The sequence below is a fragment of the Burkholderia sp. E168m22 genome (assembly GCF_001319805.1).
In the GTDB taxonomy this organism is placed as follows: Bacteria; Pseudomonadota; Gammaproteobacteria; order Burkholderiales; family Burkholderiaceae; genus Burkholderia; species Burkholderia orbicola.
In genome coordinates, this window is sequence record NZ_BBSK01000049.1 from 39,698 (window position 1) to 56,938 (window position 17,241).

At 62.4% G+C, this 17,241-nt stretch carries 12 protein-coding genes; 6 read left to right on the forward strand and 6 right to left on the reverse strand.

Translation table 11 applies throughout. The annotated features are described in order from the left end of the window. Positions 1 to 55: 55 nt before the first annotated feature. Positions 56 to 322, reverse strand: a complete 267-nt coding sequence (locus tag AP428_RS13420; protein WP_034201889.1) for a hypothetical protein — start codon at positions 320 to 322, stop codon at positions 56 to 58. Between the two features lie 650 nt (positions 323 to 972). Continuing rightward, positions 973 to 2,367: a tRNA uridine-5-carboxymethylaminomethyl(34) synthesis GTPase MnmE gene (gene mnmE, locus AP428_RS13425; RefSeq protein ID WP_054928173.1), complete on the reverse strand. Its 1,395-nt coding sequence runs from the start codon at positions 2,365 to 2,367 to the stop codon at positions 973 to 975. 345 nt (positions 2,368 to 2,712) lie between these two features. On the opposite strand from mnmE, the gene AP428_RS13430 reads away from it, so the two are divergent. After that, entirely contained in the window at positions 2,713 to 3,147 is a 435-nt protein-coding gene (locus tag AP428_RS13430) for a transcriptional regulator (protein ID WP_006489946.1), read from the forward strand. 136 nt (positions 3,148 to 3,283) lie between these two features. Here the strand turns inward: AP428_RS13430 and yidC are convergent, their stop codons facing one another. The 4 genes from yidC to rpmH form a co-directional block, all read right to left on the reverse strand. Beyond that, entirely contained in the window at positions 3,284 to 4,945 is a 1,662-nt protein-coding gene (gene yidC / locus AP428_RS13435) for a membrane protein insertase YidC (RefSeq protein WP_054928174.1), read from the reverse strand. Between the two features lie 8 nt (positions 4,946 to 4,953). Continuing rightward, positions 4,954 to 5,220 (reverse strand): membrane protein insertion efficiency factor YidD, encoded by a 267-nt coding sequence (gene yidD, locus AP428_RS13440; protein WP_006489939.1) that lies wholly within the window; start codon positions 5,218 to 5,220, stop codon positions 4,954 to 4,956. 78 nt (positions 5,221 to 5,298) lie between these two features. Continuing rightward, entirely contained in the window at positions 5,299 to 5,760 is a 462-nt protein-coding gene (gene rnpA / locus AP428_RS13445) for a ribonuclease P protein component (protein ID WP_006489941.1), read from the reverse strand. Positions 5,761 to 5,775: 15 nt separating this feature from the next. Beyond that, on the reverse strand, positions 5,776 to 5,910 hold the full coding sequence (gene rpmH / locus AP428_RS13450; RefSeq protein ID WP_004198824.1) for a 50S ribosomal protein L34: 135 nt from the start codon (positions 5,908 to 5,910) through the stop codon (positions 5,776 to 5,778). Positions 5,911 to 6,331: 421 nt separating this feature from the next. Here rpmH and dnaA point away from each other — a divergent pair, with 421 nt between their 5' ends. From dnaA to AP428_RS13475, 5 genes are all read left to right on the forward strand, one after another. After that, positions 6,332 to 7,909, forward strand: coding sequence for a chromosomal replication initiator protein DnaA (gene dnaA, locus AP428_RS13455; protein ID WP_012327525.1), 1,578 nt, complete (start codon positions 6,332 to 6,334; stop codon positions 7,907 to 7,909). Between the two features lie 170 nt (positions 7,910 to 8,079). Next, positions 8,080 to 9,186, forward strand: coding sequence for a DNA polymerase III subunit beta (dnaN, locus tag AP428_RS13460; protein ID WP_006490996.1), 1,107 nt, complete (start codon positions 8,080 to 8,082; stop codon positions 9,184 to 9,186). 191 nt (positions 9,187 to 9,377) lie between these two features. After that, positions 9,378 to 11,852: a DNA topoisomerase (ATP-hydrolyzing) subunit B gene (gene gyrB / locus AP428_RS13465; protein WP_011546516.1), complete on the forward strand. Its 2,475-nt coding sequence runs from the start codon at positions 9,378 to 9,380 to the stop codon at positions 11,850 to 11,852. A 632-nt stretch (positions 11,853 to 12,484) separates the two neighbouring features. Then, positions 12,485 to 15,133, forward strand: a complete 2,649-nt coding sequence (locus AP428_RS36695; RefSeq protein ID WP_156349315.1) for a hypothetical protein — start codon at positions 12,485 to 12,487, stop codon at positions 15,131 to 15,133. A gap of 22 nt (positions 15,134 to 15,155) precedes the next feature. Further along, positions 15,156 to 17,240, forward strand: a complete 2,085-nt coding sequence (locus AP428_RS13475) for a hypothetical protein (protein WP_156349316.1) — start codon at positions 15,156 to 15,158, stop codon at positions 17,238 to 17,240. Position 17,241: the final 1 nt, after the last annotated feature.

A 17,241-nucleotide genomic window follows, 5' to 3' on the forward strand; every position in this document is an offset into this window, starting at 1 on the left:
CCGGCAGATTTGGCAAGTGTATTCGGAAAGGTAACAGCAAGCGCGCCGTCGGCGGTTACTCGTCGTCCAGCTCGATCGTTGCGCCGACCTGCCGACACTTCTCGAGCACTTGGTCGACAGTCGCGGAACGATCCTGCAGCGCTAGCGCTAGGAACAACATCGGCAACGACATCGGTCTCGGCTCGACTCCCCCCGTGTACTTTCGCCACTGACTGTTGCCAGCCAATCCGAACATCTGAGCCATCTGCTCGCCGGTGAATCCGAGGCGCACTTTCAGCGCACGCAGGTCTTCCGGCGTCGGCGGGAAATATTTGAGGGCCATAAGCGTGGTCGCGCAGAATTCGCGCAAATACGATGCTATTCATAATGTCGTTCCTTTCGGAGGTAGCGGGCTACGCGGAGCGTTACCCAACGCGATTCAATTTAGACCCTTAAGGTCTATCTGTCAACGAAATACGCCGCCCGCTGAAATCGCCAGCCCATTACGTTCGAGTCGGCTACTTGAGCTACGAGGCGAGCGCTTACATCCCTTTGCACAATTGGTCGTGGCGCAACGAGATACGATACGGCGCGAATTCCGCGTGCTCGATTGCCAACCAGATCTGGAGACCAACAGGCAGACGGCTTGCCATGAGCATGAACCCATGGTGAACGAACAACACGAGGGTTCGTTGAGCCGGCGGTAATCCATCGCAAGCGAGACGGACGAGGAAATAGGACAAAAATGGGAAGCGCGAGCGGATACAGGCTTGGCAATCGCGCCAACATGGAGCACGACATCGGTCCAAACATTGTCCGAACGCGGAGTCCCAAGCATCCACGCGAACAATCTGCTGCGAAATAGTCAGCGTCGTGACAGAGCCGTCACGAGAGGCTTGCGTCGAGTTGTCGGAGCGTACAGAGGTATGACGAGGCGTGCCGATACGATGCAGGCAGATGAAGCAGCACCCCACGAGGTCAACGACCCTCGGATCATTTCCCAATACAAAACCTGCTAAAAATCACCCCCAGCAGATCATCCGACGTGAACTCCCCGGTAATCGCATTGAGCTGCTCCTGCGCGAGCCGCAGCTCTTCGGCAAACAGATCGAGCGACTGCGCACGCTGCTCCGCATGATCTGCCGCCTGCGCGAGATGTTCCTGCGCGGCCCGCAGCGCGATCAGATGCCGCTCGCGCGCCAGATACACACCCTCGGCCCCCGCCTGCCACCCGGCGATCCGCAGCAGCTCCGCGCGCAGCATGTCGATCCCGTCGCCGCGTTTCGCCGACAGATGCACCTCGGTCAGATCGCCTTCCGCCGTCGGATGCTCGACGCATGCCGGCACGCCGGTCAGGTCCGTCTTGTTCAGCACGCGCACCACCGGCACGCCGGCCGGAAACCGCGCGGCGATCGTTTCGTCGTCCGCCGTCATCCCCGTGCGCGAATCGAGCAGATGCAGCACGACATCCGCGCGCTCGATCTCGCTCCACGTGCGCGCAATGCCGATTCGTTCGACTTCGTCCTCCGTCTCGCGCAGCCCGGCCGTATCGATGATGTGCAGCGGAATCCCTTCGACCTGGATCGTCTGCGCCACCTTGTCGCGGGTCGTGCCGGCGATCGGCGTGACGATCGCCAGCTCGGCGCCCGCCAGCGCATTCAGCAGCGACGACTTGCCGACGTTCGGCTGCCCCGCGAGCACGACCGACAACCCTTCGCGCAACAGCGCGCCCTGCCGCGCATCGCCGAGCACGTGCGCGAGTTGCGCGCGGATCTTCGCGAGCTTGCCGCGCGCGTCGGCTGCTTCGAGGAAGTCGATTTCCTCCTCCGGAAAATCGAGCGTCGCCTCCACCAGCATCCGCAGCGTGATCACGTCGTCGACGAGCGCATGGATCTGCCGCGAGAACGCGCCGTCGAGCGAACGCCCGGCCGAGCGCGCGGCCGCCTCGGTGCTCGCCTCGATCAGGTCGGCGACGGCCTCGGCCTGCGCGAGGTCGAGCTTGTCGTTCAGAAACGCGCGCCGCGTGAACTCGCCCGGCTCCGCCAGCCGTAGCCCGAAGCCGCGCCCCGCATCCAGGCAGCGCTGCAGCAGCAGCTGCATCACGATCGGCCCGCCATGCCCCTGCAGCTCGAGCACGTGCTCGCCGGTGTACGAATGCGGCGCCGGGAAATACAGCGCGATCCCGCGGTCGAGCGGCGCGCCGTGCGCGTCCAGAAACGGCACGTAGCTCGCATGACGCGGCGCGAGCTTTTGCCCGCACAACGCGTCGATCAGCGGCAGCGCGGCCGCCTCGCCGCCGCGCCCGAACGACACGCGGACGACCCCGATGCCACCCCGGCCGGCAGCAGTGGCAATGGCGACGATCGGATCGGAATCGGTAGCGAGCATGGGAATCGAAGGAATCAGGGAAATCGGGTAATCAGCGGGTCAATGGTGCGCCCGCGCAACAGTTCGGGCATCGGAACGCCGGCATTGTAGCGTGCCGGCTCATACGCCACCGGCCGCGACGCCGGATTCGGACACGCCCGAATTTATCCCGCCGGGGATAAGCCGAGTATCAGTCCGGCGTCATGACGGTGCGGCCATTTCGGACGAGTATGCGTGCCGGAGGGGCTTGGCACCGCGTCCCTCAATTTCATTCCCCATCCTGACCAAGGGGGGATTCGTCCGAACGAGATACGTTTATCCCGTATGGTTGTCTGGGACGCGGCGATGGAATTGCACAATCTCCCCATGCCGACATCCGAAGAAAAAGCCGCGTTCTCGGAACGCCTGAAATTCGCCCTGCGGCGCAGCCCGGAGAAGGTCACCGGCGCGACGGAGCTGGCGAACCGATTCAATCTGCGTCACCGCGGAACGCACCCCGTTTCGCCGCAAACCGCGCACAAATGGCTGACGGGCCGCACGATCCCGACGTCGGACAAACTCGAAACGCTCGCTGAATGGTTGCGCGTCGAAGTGCACTGGCTGCATTACGGGCCATCGCCGAGCGTGATCGAACATCCGACGCCGCAACCGCTGCCGCGCGACGAACGCTATCCGCCCACGCCCGAGACGATCGAACTCGCATCGAAGATCGAGGCCTTGTCTCCGCATCAGCGCTACCTCGTGCAGGAACTGGTCGAGCAGTTCTACGGCGATCCGAAACTCGAAGCGAAGAAGGCCTAAACGGCAGCAACCGCACGCGCCGCCGCCGTCGTCGCCGGGAAAACGCCGGGAAAACAAAAAGCCGCATGGTCACGAACCATGCGGCTTTTTTTTGCGCACATCGCGGGCGGCTGGCCACCCGCGAATGCAACGAACGTCAGGCCGGCTTCTTCTTGACGCCGCCGAGCTTGCGCGTGATGTAGTACTGCTGCGCGATCGACAGCACGTTGTTCACCACGTAGTACAGCACGAGACCTGCCGGGAAGAAGAAGAACATCACCGAGAAAGCGATCGGCATGAACTTCATCATCTTCGCCTGGACCGGGTCCGGCGGCGTCGGGTTCAGGCTCGTCTGCACGAACATCGACACGGCCATCAGCACCGGCAGGATGAAGAACGGATCGCGCTGCGACAGGTCGTGAATCCACAGAATCCACGGCGCGCCGCGCATTTCGACCGATGCGAGCAGCACCCAGTACAGCGAGATGAACACCGGGATCTGGATCACGACCGGCAGGCAGCCGCCGAACGGATTGACCTTCTCGGTCTTGTACAGCTCCATCAGCGCGGCGTTCATCTTCTGCGGATCGCTCTTGAAGCGTTCGCGCAGCGCCTGCATGCGCGGCGTGATTTCCTTCATGCGCGCCATCGACTTGTAGCTCGCGGCCGACAGCGGGAAGAACACGGCCTTGATCAGCACCGTCAGCAGCACGATCGCCCAGCCCCAGTTGCCGACGTAGCCGTGAATCTTCTCGAGCAGCCAGAACAGCGGCTTCGCGATGATCGTCACCCAGCCGTAGTCCTTCACGAGCTCCAGGCCCGGCGCGATGCCTTCGAGCATGCGCTCTTCTTCCGGACCGGCGAACAGGCGCGCCTGCACGTCGGCCGACTGGCCCGGCGCGATCGCGGCGACCGGCTGCTTCACGCCGACGCGGTACAGCGTCGGGTCGATCTTTTCAGCGTAGATGTCGCGCTTCGCGCCCTGCTGCGGAATCCAGGCCGACGCGAAGTAGTGCTGCACCATCGCGACCCAACCGTTGTCCGCGGACTTCTCGAAGTTCGCCTTGTTCTTGTCGAGGTCGCTGAAGTCGATCTTCTGGAAGTGCTTCGCGTCCGTGTAGACCGCCGGCCCGAGGAACGTATGCGAGAACATCGGCGTTTCGACGGCCGTGTTGTCGCGCACCAGTTCCATGTAGACCGTCGGCGTGACCGGTGCCGTGCCGACGTTGTCGATCTTGGTGTCGACGCCGATCACGTAGCTGCCGCGCGTGAACGTGTAGGTCTTCACGACCTTCACGCCGCCCTTCACCGGCGATTCGAACGACAGCTTCAGCGTGTTCTGGTCGCCCGTCAGCGACGTCGAGCCGGGGTTCAGCTGCGTATAGACATCGTTGTGGTTCGGGAAATCGCCGCCGAGCAGGCCCGTGCGCGCGAGGTACGTGTGGCCGGCCGTGTGGTCGAACAGCGTGATGTACAGGTCGGGCTGCTTGCCGTCGCCCTGCTTCTTCAGCGTCAGCTTCGCGAGCGTGCCGCCGCGCGTGTCGATTTCGCCGTCGTACACGTCGGTCGAGAACTTCACGAGCTGCGCCTGGGCGGCCGGGGCCGTCGTCGACGGTGCGGCGCCGGCTGCGGCGGGCGGCACGTCACCTGCGGTCGTCGTCGCGCCCGTGCCCGATGCGCCGCCGGCAGCGGCCGGGGCCGTGTGCGTGGCGCTCGGGAAGAACATCGACGGGCGTCCATGGTCCCGCTGCCAGTTGTCGTACAGCATGACAGCTGACATGAAGAAGATCACCCATAGGACGGTGCGTTTGATATCCATGCGTTGTCTCAGAGTCGATGGGACCGCGCGTCGGCTTCGCCGCGAGCGCGAGTGTCGGAGTTGGGCGGCGGGACGAGGTCGATGCCGCCCGCGGAAAACGGGTGGCATCGGCACACGCGCCTGACGGCGAGATACGTGCCGCGCGCGGCGCCATGATACTGGATTGCCTCGCGCGCGTAATCCGAACAGGAAGGATAAAAACGGCAACGGTTGCCGAGCATCGGGCTCACGGCAACCTTGTAGAAGCGCAGCAAGGCGATCAATACCGTTTTCATACCTTGGGCGGCGCCGTACGACGCCGCGTCAAAACCGGCCGGGCGGGCGCGAACGCCGCCGCACCACGGACGGATGCGTCACTCGGACGCGGGCTTCGACGCACGGCGCGCGATTTCCCGGACTGCCCTGTCGAGCAGTTCGCGGATCTCGGCCGCGCACATCGCCGCGAGCGGGGCGGAAGCCGCGCTCGGCAGCGCTTTCTTGTCGAAGCGCGTGTGCTGCCGCAGCAGCAGGTCGTAACCGGCGAATTCGGCGCGGCGCAGGCGAAACTGATCGCGCGCCAGCCGCTTCACGAGGTTACGGGTGACCGCTCGCGGCGCATACTTCTTGCCGATGACGAGCCCCAGGCGTGCAGGCTGACCGGTCGGCTTGCCGTAGATCACGAAGTGCGCGGAGCGCCGCCAGGGGCGCAAACGAAAAACGGATGAAAATTCATCCGTTTTCAGAAGTCGCGCAGCTTTCGGGAAGGCGGCTTTCGTCTGCGACGGATTCGCACCCGGCTCGACGGCACCTTCCGCAGGACTGCGGACGGCGGACACAGCGCGCAACCTGCCTTAGATGGCGAGGCGCTTGCGGCCCTTCGCGCGGCGAGCGTTGATGACCTTGCGGCCACCTGCCGTCTTCATGCGGACACGGAAGCCATGGGTGCGCTTGCGGCGCGTCACGGACGGTTGGTAAGTACGTTTCATGATGTTCTCACTTGTTCGAGAATGTCGAAATTCAGGGGACCGCGTGCCCTTAACCGGAGGCATTCGGGCGAACGCAATCGCCGGGAATACAGGATTGGTTTTCGCGGAACCCGCTATTTAAACCGTTTTTCCGTTGACGGTCAATACTTTACGAGTCGCTCGCCTGTGCCGGGCCGCGCCGATCCGGCCCCGCGACCCACCAACCCAGCCTGTGGATAAGTCCCGCTGTGGCCGCGTTTGGCGTTAGAATCTCGCCTTATCTCCAAGAATCCCGCACGCCGCCTCGGCTCGCGCCTGCCCCTCCAACACTGTGACGCAGGCGTCCGAGGCACGCTCGCACGACCGCTTCGGGCCTTGTTGCGCGACTGCGACAAGGGCGCCGGCGAGCCGCGCTGTGCACGCAAAAAACGACAGTTACTTGATGAACGATTTCTGGCAACACTGTTCCGCACTGCTGGAGCGCGAGCTGACGCCCCAGCAGTACGTGACGTGGATCAAACCCTTGGCCCCGGTGGCCTTCGATGCGTCGGCGAACACGCTGTCCATCGCCGCGCCGAACCGCTTCAAGCTGGACTGGGTCAAGAGCCAGTTTTCGGGCCGGATCTCCGATCTGGCCCGCGAATTCTGGAACACGCCGATCGAAGTCCAGTTCGTCCTCGATCCGAAGGCCGGCATGCGCAGCGCCGCCGCAGGCGCCGCACCGGCCGCGCCACGTGCGCCGCTGACCCCGAACGGCCCGGCCGCGACGGTCGCCGCGATCGCCGCCAACCTGACCGCGAATGCCGCCGCTGCGCCCAGCGCGCCGGCCGACGTGCCGATGACGCCGTCGGCGGCCGCCGCACACCACCTGAACGCCGACGACGCCGACATCGACCTGCCGAGCCTGCCCGCGCACGAAGCCGCGGCCGGCCGCCGCACGTGGCGTCCGGGCCCGGGCGCCGCGCCCGCGAACGGCGGCGAAGCCGATTCGATGTACGAGCGCTCGAAGCTGAACCCGGTGCTCACGTTCGACAACTTCGTGACCGGCAAGGCGAACCAGCTCGCGCGCGCCGCCGCGATCCAGGTCGCGGACAACCCGGGCATCTCGTACAACCCGCTGTTCCTGTACGGCGGCGTCGGCCTCGGCAAGACCCACCTGATCCACGCGATCGGCAACCAGCTGCTGCTCGACAAGGCCGGCGCGCGCATCCGCTACATCCACGCCGAGCAATACGTGTCGGACGTGGTGAAGGCGTACCAGCGCAAGGCGTTCGACGACTTCAAGCGCTACTACCACTCGCTCGACCTGCTGCTGATCGACGATATCCAGTTCTTCTCCGGCAAGTCGCGCACGCAAGAGGAATTCTTCTACGCGTTCGAGGCGCTCGTCGCGAACAAGGCGCAGGTGATCATCACCAGCGACACGTATCCGAAGGAAATCTCGGGCATCGACGATCGCCTGATCTCGCGCTTCGATTCGGGCCTCACCGTCGCAATCGAGCCGCCCGAGCTGGAAATGCGCGTCGCGATCCTGATGCGCAAGGCGCAGTCGGAAGGCGTGAATCTCTCGGAAGACGTCGCGTTCTTCGTCGCGAAGCACCTGCGCTCGAACGTGCGCGAACTCGAAGGTGCGCTGCGCAAGATCCTCGCGTATTCGAAGTTCCACGGCCGCGAGATCTCGATCGAGCTGACCAAGGAAGCGCTGAAGGACCTGCTGACCGTGCAGAACCGGCAGATTTCGGTCGAGAACATCCAGAAGACCGTCGCCGATTTCTACAACATCAAGGTCGCGGACATGTACTCGAAGAAGCGCCCCGCGAACATCGCGCGGCCGCGGCAGATTGCGATGTACCTGGCGAAGGAACTCACGCAGAAGAGCCTGCCGGAAATCGGCGAGCTGTTCGGCGGGCGCGATCACACCACCGTGCTGCACGCGGTGCGCAAGATCGCCGACGAGCGCAGCAAGGACGCGCAGCTCAACCACGAGCTGCACGTGCTGGAACAGACGCTGAAGGGCTGAGCGCGCGCACCGCGCTTGATAATTCGGCCTCCGCCCCAATTTAAGGGGGGCGGTTCGGTTTTGAGGCACAATACTGGTTTGACCGCCCCGGTGGTGGCGGGCCAAGAGCCCGGCCGGCGGGGCGCTGCGTGGCTGCTGCGCTGCAGGCCGTTACTCAACGAAGGAACTCTATGCAACTGGTCAAGACCGAACGAGACACCCTCCTCAGGCCGCTGCAAACGGTCAGCGGCATCGTCGAACGCCGCCATACGTTGCCGATCCTCGCCAACCTGCTGATCACCAAGAACGGCCCGGACGTTTCATTCCTGTCGACCGACCTGGAGCTGCAGATCACCACGCGCGCCGACTTCGGCGTCGGCGGCGACCAGATCGCGACCACCGTCGCGGCCCGCAAGCTGCTCGACATCCTGCGCGCGATGCCTGACGGCCAGGTCACGCTGTCGCTCGCCGACAAGCGCCTCACCGTTCAATCGGGCAAGAGCCGCTTCGCGCTGCAGACGCTGGCGGCCGACGAGTTCCCGACCGTCGCGCAGGCGAAGGATTTCGGCGCCACGCTCACCGTCCCGCAGAAGTCGTTCCGCCAGTTGCTCGGCATGGTGCACTTCGCGATGGCGCAGCAGGACATCCGCTACTACCTGAACGGCATGCTGCTCGTCGTCGACGGCGACCAGCTGATGGCCGTGGCCACCGACGGCCACCGCCTCGCGTTCTCGTCGATGAAGCTCGAAGGCGGCACGTTCGGTCGCCAGGAAGTCATCGTGCCGCGCAAGACGATTCTCGAGCTGCAGCGCCTGCTCGAAGACATCGACGACACCGTCACCATCGACATCGCGCAAACCCAGGCCAAGTTCACGTTCGGCCAGGTCGAGCTCGTGTCGAAACTCGTCGAGGGCAAGTTCCCCGACTTCCAGCGCGTGATCCCGAAGGCGCACAAGAACACGTTCGAGATCGGCCGTGAGGAACTGCAGCGTTCGCTGCAGCGCGCGGCGATCCTGACCTCGGACAAGTTCAAGGGCGTGCGCTGCATCATCGCGCCGGGCCAGCTGAAGATCATGTCGACCAACGCCGATCAGGAAGAGGCGCAGGAAGAACTCGAAATCGCCTACCAGGGCGATACCGTCGACATCGGCTTCAACGTCACGTATCTGCTCGACGTGCTCGCGAACCTGAAGGTCGACACCGTGCAGGTGAGCCTCGGCGACGCCAGCTCGAGCGCGCTGATCACCGTGCCCGAGAACGACGAGTTCAAGTATGTCGTGATGCCGATGCGCATCTGACGCGCTCGACATCGCGACACACACCAGGGGGCGGCAAGCCCCTTTGGCGTTTTTATGGCGAACCGACAACCCGCCCTTTTAGTGCCTTTTCGGCACTTGGGGCGGGCCAGGAAACTGGAGCGGCCCGGCGATTTCTCGCTGAAACGCACCGCGCCGCCACGAGAGTGGCCCCGCAGAACCGGAAGATATCCATGAGTGAACAGCACAATTCGCAACCCGATAACAGCAGCTACGGCGCTTCGTCGATCCAGATCCTCGAAGGGCTGGAAGCGGTGCGCAAGCGCCCCGGGATGTACATCGGCGACACGTCGGACGGCACCGGTCTGCACCACCTCGTGTTCGAGGTGCTCGACAACTCGATCGACGAAGCGTTGGCCGGGTACTGCAACGACATCCACGTGACGATTCACGCCGACAACTCGATTTCCGTGACCGACAACGGCCGCGGGATTCCGACCGACGTGAAGATGAACGACAAGCACGAGCCGAAGCGCAGCGCCGCCGAGATCGTGATGACCGAGCTGCACGCCGGCGGCAAGTTCGACCAGAACAGCTACAAGGTGTCGGGCGGCCTGCACGGCGTGGGCGTGTCGTGCGTGAACGCGCTGTCGAGCTGGCTGCGCCTCACCGTGCGCCGCGATGGCAAGAAGCGGTTCATGGAGTTCCATCGCGGCGTCGCGCAGGATCGCGTGCTCGAGGTGGTGGACGGCGTGGAAGTGTCGCCGATGCTCGTGACCGGCGACACCGAGAACCGCGGCACCGAAGTGCACTTCATGGCCGATCCGACCATTTTCGGCACGGTCGAGTATCACTACGACATCCTCGCGAAGCGGATGCGCGAGCTTTCGTTCCTGAACAACGGCGTGCGGATTCGTCTCACGGACCTGCGCTCGGGCAAGGAAGACGATTTCGCGTTCGCCGGCGGTGTGAAGGGCTTCGTCGAGTACATCAACAAGACGAAGACCAACCTGCACCCGACCGTGTTCTTCGCCAACGGCGAGAAGGACGGCGTGGGCGTCGAAGTCGCGATGCAGTGGAACGACAGCTACAACGAGAACGTGCTGTGCTTCACGAACAACATTCCGCAGCGCGACGGCGGCACGCACCTGACCGGCCTGCGGGCCGCGATGACACGCGTCATCAACAAGTACATCACCGACAACGAAATCGCGAAGAAGGCGAAGGTCGAGACGACCGGCGACGACATGCGCGAAGGGCTGTCGTGCGTGCTGTCCGTGAAGGTGCCGGAGCCGAAGTTCAGCTCGCAGACGAAGGACAAGCTGGTTTCTTCCGAGGTTCGTGCGCCGGTTGAGGAGGTTGTGGCGAAGGCGCTGGAAGAATTCCTGCTGGAAACGCCGATCGACGCGAAGATCATTTGCGGGAAGATCGTCGAGGCCGCGCGTGCGCGCGATGCTGCGCGGAAGGCGCGTGAGATGACGCGCCGCAAGGGCGTGCTCGACGGCGTCGGCCTGCCCGGCAAGCTCGCGGACTGCCAGGAGAAAGACCCGGCGAAGTGCGAAATCTATATCGTCGAGGGTGACTCGGCAGGTGGGTCGGCCAAGCAAGGGCGCGATCGCAAGTTCCAGGCGATCCTGCCGCTACGCGGCAAGGTGCTGAACGTCGAGAAGGCTCGCTACGACAAGCTGCTGTCGTCGGAACAGATCGTCACGCTCGTGACCGCGCTTGGGTGCGGGATCGGCAAGGAAGACTACAACCTCGACAAGCTCCGCTATCACCGCATCATCATCATGACCGACGCGGACGTCGACGGTGCGCACATCCGGACACTGCTGCTCACGTTCCTGTATCGCCAGATGCCGGACATGATCGAGCGCGGATACGTGTATATCGCGCAGCCGCCGCTTTACAAGATCAAGGCGGGCAAGGACGAGCGGTATCTGAAGGATGACGTGGAGCTCAACGCGCATATGCTGCGGTTGGCGCTGCAAGGGTCGGAGCTGGTGCCTGGGGAGAACGCGGCGGCGATTTCGGGCGATGCGCTTGGGGAGCTGGCACGGTCGTATCTGCTGTCGCAGAGCGTTATCGATCGGTTGAGCCGGTTGTATGACCCGGCTGCGCTGGAAGCCGTTATGGATGGCGTGGTGATCGATCTCTCCAACGAGGAGTCGACCGAGGCTTCGGCTAAGGCGCTGCACGCGGCGTTGCATGATGAAGCGCTGAAGAACGAAGTGCGGGTTGTGCCTTCGTATGACGCGGTTCGCGAACAGCGAGCGCTGCATGTCGAGCGGACACATCACGGCAACGTGCGGGTTTCGGTCATCGACCAGGAATTCCAGCACACGGCGGATTATCAGCAGCTCGTGACGACCGCGAATACGTTCAAGGGGCTGATTGGGGAAGGTGCGGTCATCAAGCGCGGTGAGCGCAGCATGGCCGTGGCGGACTTCAAGAGCGCGATGAAGTGGCTGCTGGCGGATGCTGAGCGGAACGTGTCGAAACAACGCTATAAGGGGCTGGGGGAGATGAACCCCGAGCAGCTGTGGGAAACGACGATGGATCCGGCAGTGCGGCGACTGCTGCGTGTGCAGATCGAAGACGCGATTGCTGCGGATGGGATCTTTACTACCCTCATGGGGGATGATGTCGAGCCGCGGCGGGCGTTTATTGAGAGCAATGCGTTGCGGGCGGGGAATATTGACGTTTGATTCCTCTTGTAGTCGTAGGGCGCCAGAGTATGTGCGACTGGCACCGTAGTTTTGCGACGGAGCGAAAAAATTGGCGCGACTAACCTACCTGTGGAGCGTCATGTTTTATGAGAGCTCAGCCGCAAAATCATAGTCCAAAAGTCTGGCGTTCGAATCCCTGATTCGCCACCAGTTTCACCAAAAAAGCCGCTGTTCCGCAAGGACAGCGGCTTTTTTGCTTTCCGTGACCCGTCGTGAAATAGGTTGACACTTTTTCGCGGAAGCGGAGACCTGCCAAGTGAGGCAAGGGATCAAGCGGACGCAGCGAGACTATAGCCTGGCTTTTAAATCGGCGATGGTGGCGCACGTCGAAAAAGGCGAACTGGCATACAAAGAGGCCACAGGCTATCCCAACCACTCCGTTTCCGAGCGGTACGAGTCGATGAATGTGCGAGTGAATCAATGGACTCGTGATTTTTGGATTTTTGGATGCGCGATTGAGGTAACATCCTGTTACATTCATATAGTCAGAAGAAGTCGCTTTCGGCTCCGATAAGCGGAAAGCAACACTGAAATCAGAGCAAAGAACTTCCTGGAAAGAGGGCCATTCGGTGTTAGCTCTAGTAGCAGACCGGTGTTCGGCGGCGGACCAGATGCGCGTCGAAGCCGCGCTTACGGCTTACTATCTGCATTCCGACGGGGCGTTTGGTGCAGGCCCGCTGCGCTACATCGACGCATCCGAACCGCAACTGCGCATGGCTTTGAAAATCGCGCATGACGCAGACCCGGTACGATTGCTGGCCGCAGCCTGCGGTGGTCCGGCCGCAATGATCGACGCACTGGCCAACGGTGTCGTGCCATTCAAGCCCAGACCGGAACTGCCGGGCTTCTTTCGGTTCCTCGTGATGACATGTGCGATTGTCGCGACGGCTGACAACAACAACTCAACGCACGAGTTCGGCAAAAACCTCGCTCGAGCCTTCGGAACCCAGAATCCATTCAACAACCGTTCGGCGTTGCCAGACCTGTGGCTCCGGTTGCGAGACTGGTGTGACGAGGCGCACGCCGCCGGGGAAGCCGTCCGACAGGTCATGCTTCCACCACCGGGCACGGGCAAGCACCTAGGCCTCACCAACGCGATAACGTTCCCGAGTTGGCGTGACGTCAAGCGACTGCGTCAACTTCTGGACCGAAGGACGGAATACCGCACAATCGTTGACCCAGTAGGGGCTGCAATTAAGCTGGCCCCCCTGGTCGAAAACGACGCCAGCTTTTCGTCGGCAATGCGCCAGGCGAGCGCAGAATACCGGCAGCTGTATCTGAGGAAGGCCTCGTTGCTTGGCCTGCATCGCTTCTGGGTAGCCTTGACCGGTCTCCTGACGGAACGGCATTCACCAACAGCCGAGCGATTCTTTGTACCGCGCCTTGAGCTCAGATTCAGCGCAACGCTCGGCGACGTGGAACTGCGCGTCGTTCTGGCTGATATGAAAGGGAACGTCGACCCGCTCCAGATCCTAGAGGGGTTCCCGGACCTTGTTATGGCGCAAACGACATCTTGGGCTAGCGAGCGAGTCGGGAAAATCGCAAGTGAAGCGCTTGTTTCGGCCATCAGCCGCGGCGGCATCCCGTTCGTCGAGTCCCGCTTCGGTGTATGGCATTCGAGTCTGCTCCAGCCACCAGTGCCCACCCGCTGCCTTCTCCTCCTATCAAAGAAAAACCGGGACGTCGCCCTTAAATGGGGCGTCAGTACAGAGCCGATTGGAGACGAATGGAGACTAGCGGGCCCGATTCCGGCCCGCGATTGCCGCTCCGTGTATCAATACTTAGGAGGGAGCATCGAACCAGCCGGTCCGCCTTCCCAGGCCATGATGCTTGTCGGCGGGCACAGGACCGGCTCAGGACTTCTCGGCCGGAGCGCACTTCTCCCGCAAATCAGGATTGCAGGTCCCGGCGCTGTGACGCTGCGCCCAGTGCACGAAGACGGAGTGAAGTGTCGGCTCCGTCGCGATTCCGACAACCTCTATTCAATCATCGCGTGCACGCCGCTCAAGGGCACATACAAGCTTCGTCTGGACGAGAACATTATTCCGTCGGCGGAGCCTCTCGCCATCGAAACGTCAGTTGCCTTTTTCCCCGATGCCCTTGAACACGCCGAACTCAGGGATATCGAGGAGGCGACGTGGCGGCGACGGGAGGAAGCGCGTGTTCGTTCGACATGCGGGCCGATTGTCCTGACGAACATCACTGATGACCACCCGCCCGTCGATAGTGAGCGCTCAGCAAAGTTCCAGGACTGTCTGGAAGTGGTGTACGCCGGAGGCCGCGCCGGCTGGTCAGAACAGGAGCTTGTGTCGACCATGCGCGCCGTCCTCGGAGACAACGCTCCCCCGGTCTGGGACATACTGCGTGGATTGATGGAGTGTGGCTGGCTGACACCTACCTCCAATCTGAGATGGCGAGCGCGCCGATGGTGGCTGACTCCACCCTCTCTTATCAGAGTTAGGAATAGAGAAGGCATAGAAGGATTGCTGCTCGTTGGAAGTGCACCTGCGAATATCCGGCGCCGCTTCCAGCAAACCGCTCAAGCCGCCGGCTGTACGGTGATGGAACGACCCGGAGCAAGTGAGTACGCCGCATGTATGCAACTCGCGCGGGGACCTGCTCTCGACGAGGTCGCGAAAGAACTCGCATGGGTGGTTGCCGAACAGCCGATATACGCCCCCATGGCTGCGCCGGACTGCTGGCCACCCGAGAACGTCGATGAATCGCGACATCGACGCGTGGGGCGATGGAACTGGACCGACGGCATTTTTCGGAGCCTTGATAACACGAATCCCGGGCCAGTAAACCTCGAACGTTTCCGGCGAGAACGAGGCGACCGGGATGACATCTTCGTTGTCACCGGCCCCGGTTCCACGCGGTACGTGACCACTTCCCGAACGTCAGCAATCATCGAGGCGTACCGACGTGCGCGAATCGCGATGTTCAGATGGGACGGCGCCCGCCTCATACGAAATAGCGAGGACGGTCACCTCGTCGAGCCACTTGCGAATCTCGTCATGCTTTCGTCCTGTCGAAGTCCTGGTCCAGCATTAGTGGACGGGCGCTGGACGTATGTCTACGGTATGACTGCAGACTGCGTCGGCTGGATACGCTCCATGTTCGGCCAGGCCTTTGTCGACGACAGGTGGGCGCTTGACGCAAAGTTGAGTAGCCTGTCGGCGGAAGCACTTGGATGGTCTCGAAACAGGAACGTGTTTCGGGTTCAGGAATTGATGCCGCCCCCTGTCGGGCACCAGTGAAAATGAGGGTTATGGGGTTGTGATGGACGACGAGCTGTTTTTGGGAAAAGTCTTCAGAAACGAAGCGAACTGGGCACGGATTGAGCCCCTCGCGGTGCGAGTCGCAGGGCAATGGAAACGAATCGATAACACGGTAGAAATGTTTCCCAAGGAAGGGAAAATATTCTCAAGGCGCGGTCTGCTTAACGCCCCAACCGACAGCCTGTGGACATTCACGCAGCGTCCGAACGAGCAACGTGACCTACATGGTCCCGACCTCCTCCTCGCCGAGGACATCGTGCGGGCGACGCCAATTGTCGACCTGTCGTCGATTTCACTAGAGATGGCACGACGAAGGCTCTTCAATGAGGGCGTCCCCCTCCCGCTTGAATTCAACTCCGTGACTGCGGTCGCCCTGCTGTCCGATGACCTCTTCTGTGATGTCACGCTCACGCGCTCGGCCGATGGTCTTTGGCGCAGCAACAGCCTCTCGCGCCCCGTGCAACTGAAGGAAATGCCCAACGGTTGGAAAACGTCGCTGGACTTCAACGGATTGCGGGTCATTCCAGCTCAAACCATACCGCATGCTACCGTCATTGGAACGGTCAACTGGTGTAGTGACCAGGACTTTATCGAGCGCGTTATCGACCGCTTCCGGAAGTTCATGCAGGGTGTTGGAGATACCGCTTACGCACGACCGTCACGGGATGCCGTCAAGTACATTTCCCGCGCGCTCCGGCAGGCGGACCTCATGCCGGGAGAGGACAACGGCATCGTCCTTGACATGGAACGGCTCCAGACAGACTGGCCGATACTTGAAGCACGACTGGAGGCGTCTGAAGAACTGGCTTCGTTGATACTCAACCTCACGGGTATCAAGGACAAAGTCGCGGCCGCGACGCAACTGGCGACCCGCCATGCTCTCGAAGAGGCACGGCCCAGCCTTGAGCGTCAGGTGAGAGAGGAAACCGAGGCATCACTTACCGAAGCACGACGTCAGCGCGACGAACTCTCGGAAGAGATCCTGAATCTGGAGCAGCGTCGCGCCCGGGCTTCGAGCGACGCCGCAGAACTGGAGAGACAGTGTAACGAGAGGCGTGAGCAACAGAAGGCGATTTCAGATGGCTTGTCGGCGGTTGCCTCGGAATTGCGCATCACCCTCGCCCAAAGCCCCGTTCAAGGCCATCCCGCGTTGTCGTTCATTGCCGAACGACTCGAGGGCATGCTGACTCAACACGGTTACCATGAGCCGTCGCTGATTCCACCGGCCATGCCGCCTTGGGGAACCGGAATGCCGAGCGGCGCCTGTAACGAAATTGGATATGGTTCCTTGACCGCCGTCATCAGCGAGGAAGCTAAGCGCCATGGAATCGATGAAAGCGCACTACGACTGACTGACATTTTCGCGCGCGCCGGGGAGCTGGTGCTGCTATGTGGCCCGCAAGCCGAACTCACCCTCCGGGCGTATGCGCGTTGCATCTCCGCCGGTGTTTATCGAACGATGGCTCTGGACCCCAGCATCATCGGTCTCGACGACCTCTGGCGGGCACCCGGGACGCAAGCACCGACCGCATTCGCGCATGCCTGGCAGGCAGCCTTGGGCGCACCCGATTGCTTTCATATTGTCTGCATGCGCGACATTGATGCCGCGCCCTACCGGCTATGGCTCGCGTCGTTTCAGACCGTTCTCCAGAGCGCCTTCCGTCCGACCAACCTTTTGGTATTCGCGACGACCACGGGCCGAAGTGACGCGCAGTCTGGCGTGGGATCCCCCGACGATGGTCGGTCCGGATACCTGGTTCCAGTTTTTCCCGGCGTGCATGAGGCGGGCGCCGTCGCAGCACTGGCAAGCGCCGTTCCGCCCGTACCCCCGCCTAACCGCCTCTCGATTGCCTCCGATACCGTCCCGACTGCTTCCGTCGCTGGCGACTGGCTGACAAGGGTCGTCACATTTGATTTGCCTCCGGACGTGCTCGCCCGTCTCGCAAGATTCAGAAATCAGTTCATCGGTGGCGACGCCGAGCACCTGATGACAGCCGTTCAAGGATGGGGACAGTTTCTCTGCTCCAGGGATGCAACAACCCTCCCGTCGACACTGAGAGACGGTTATACGTCGATGACGAATTGAA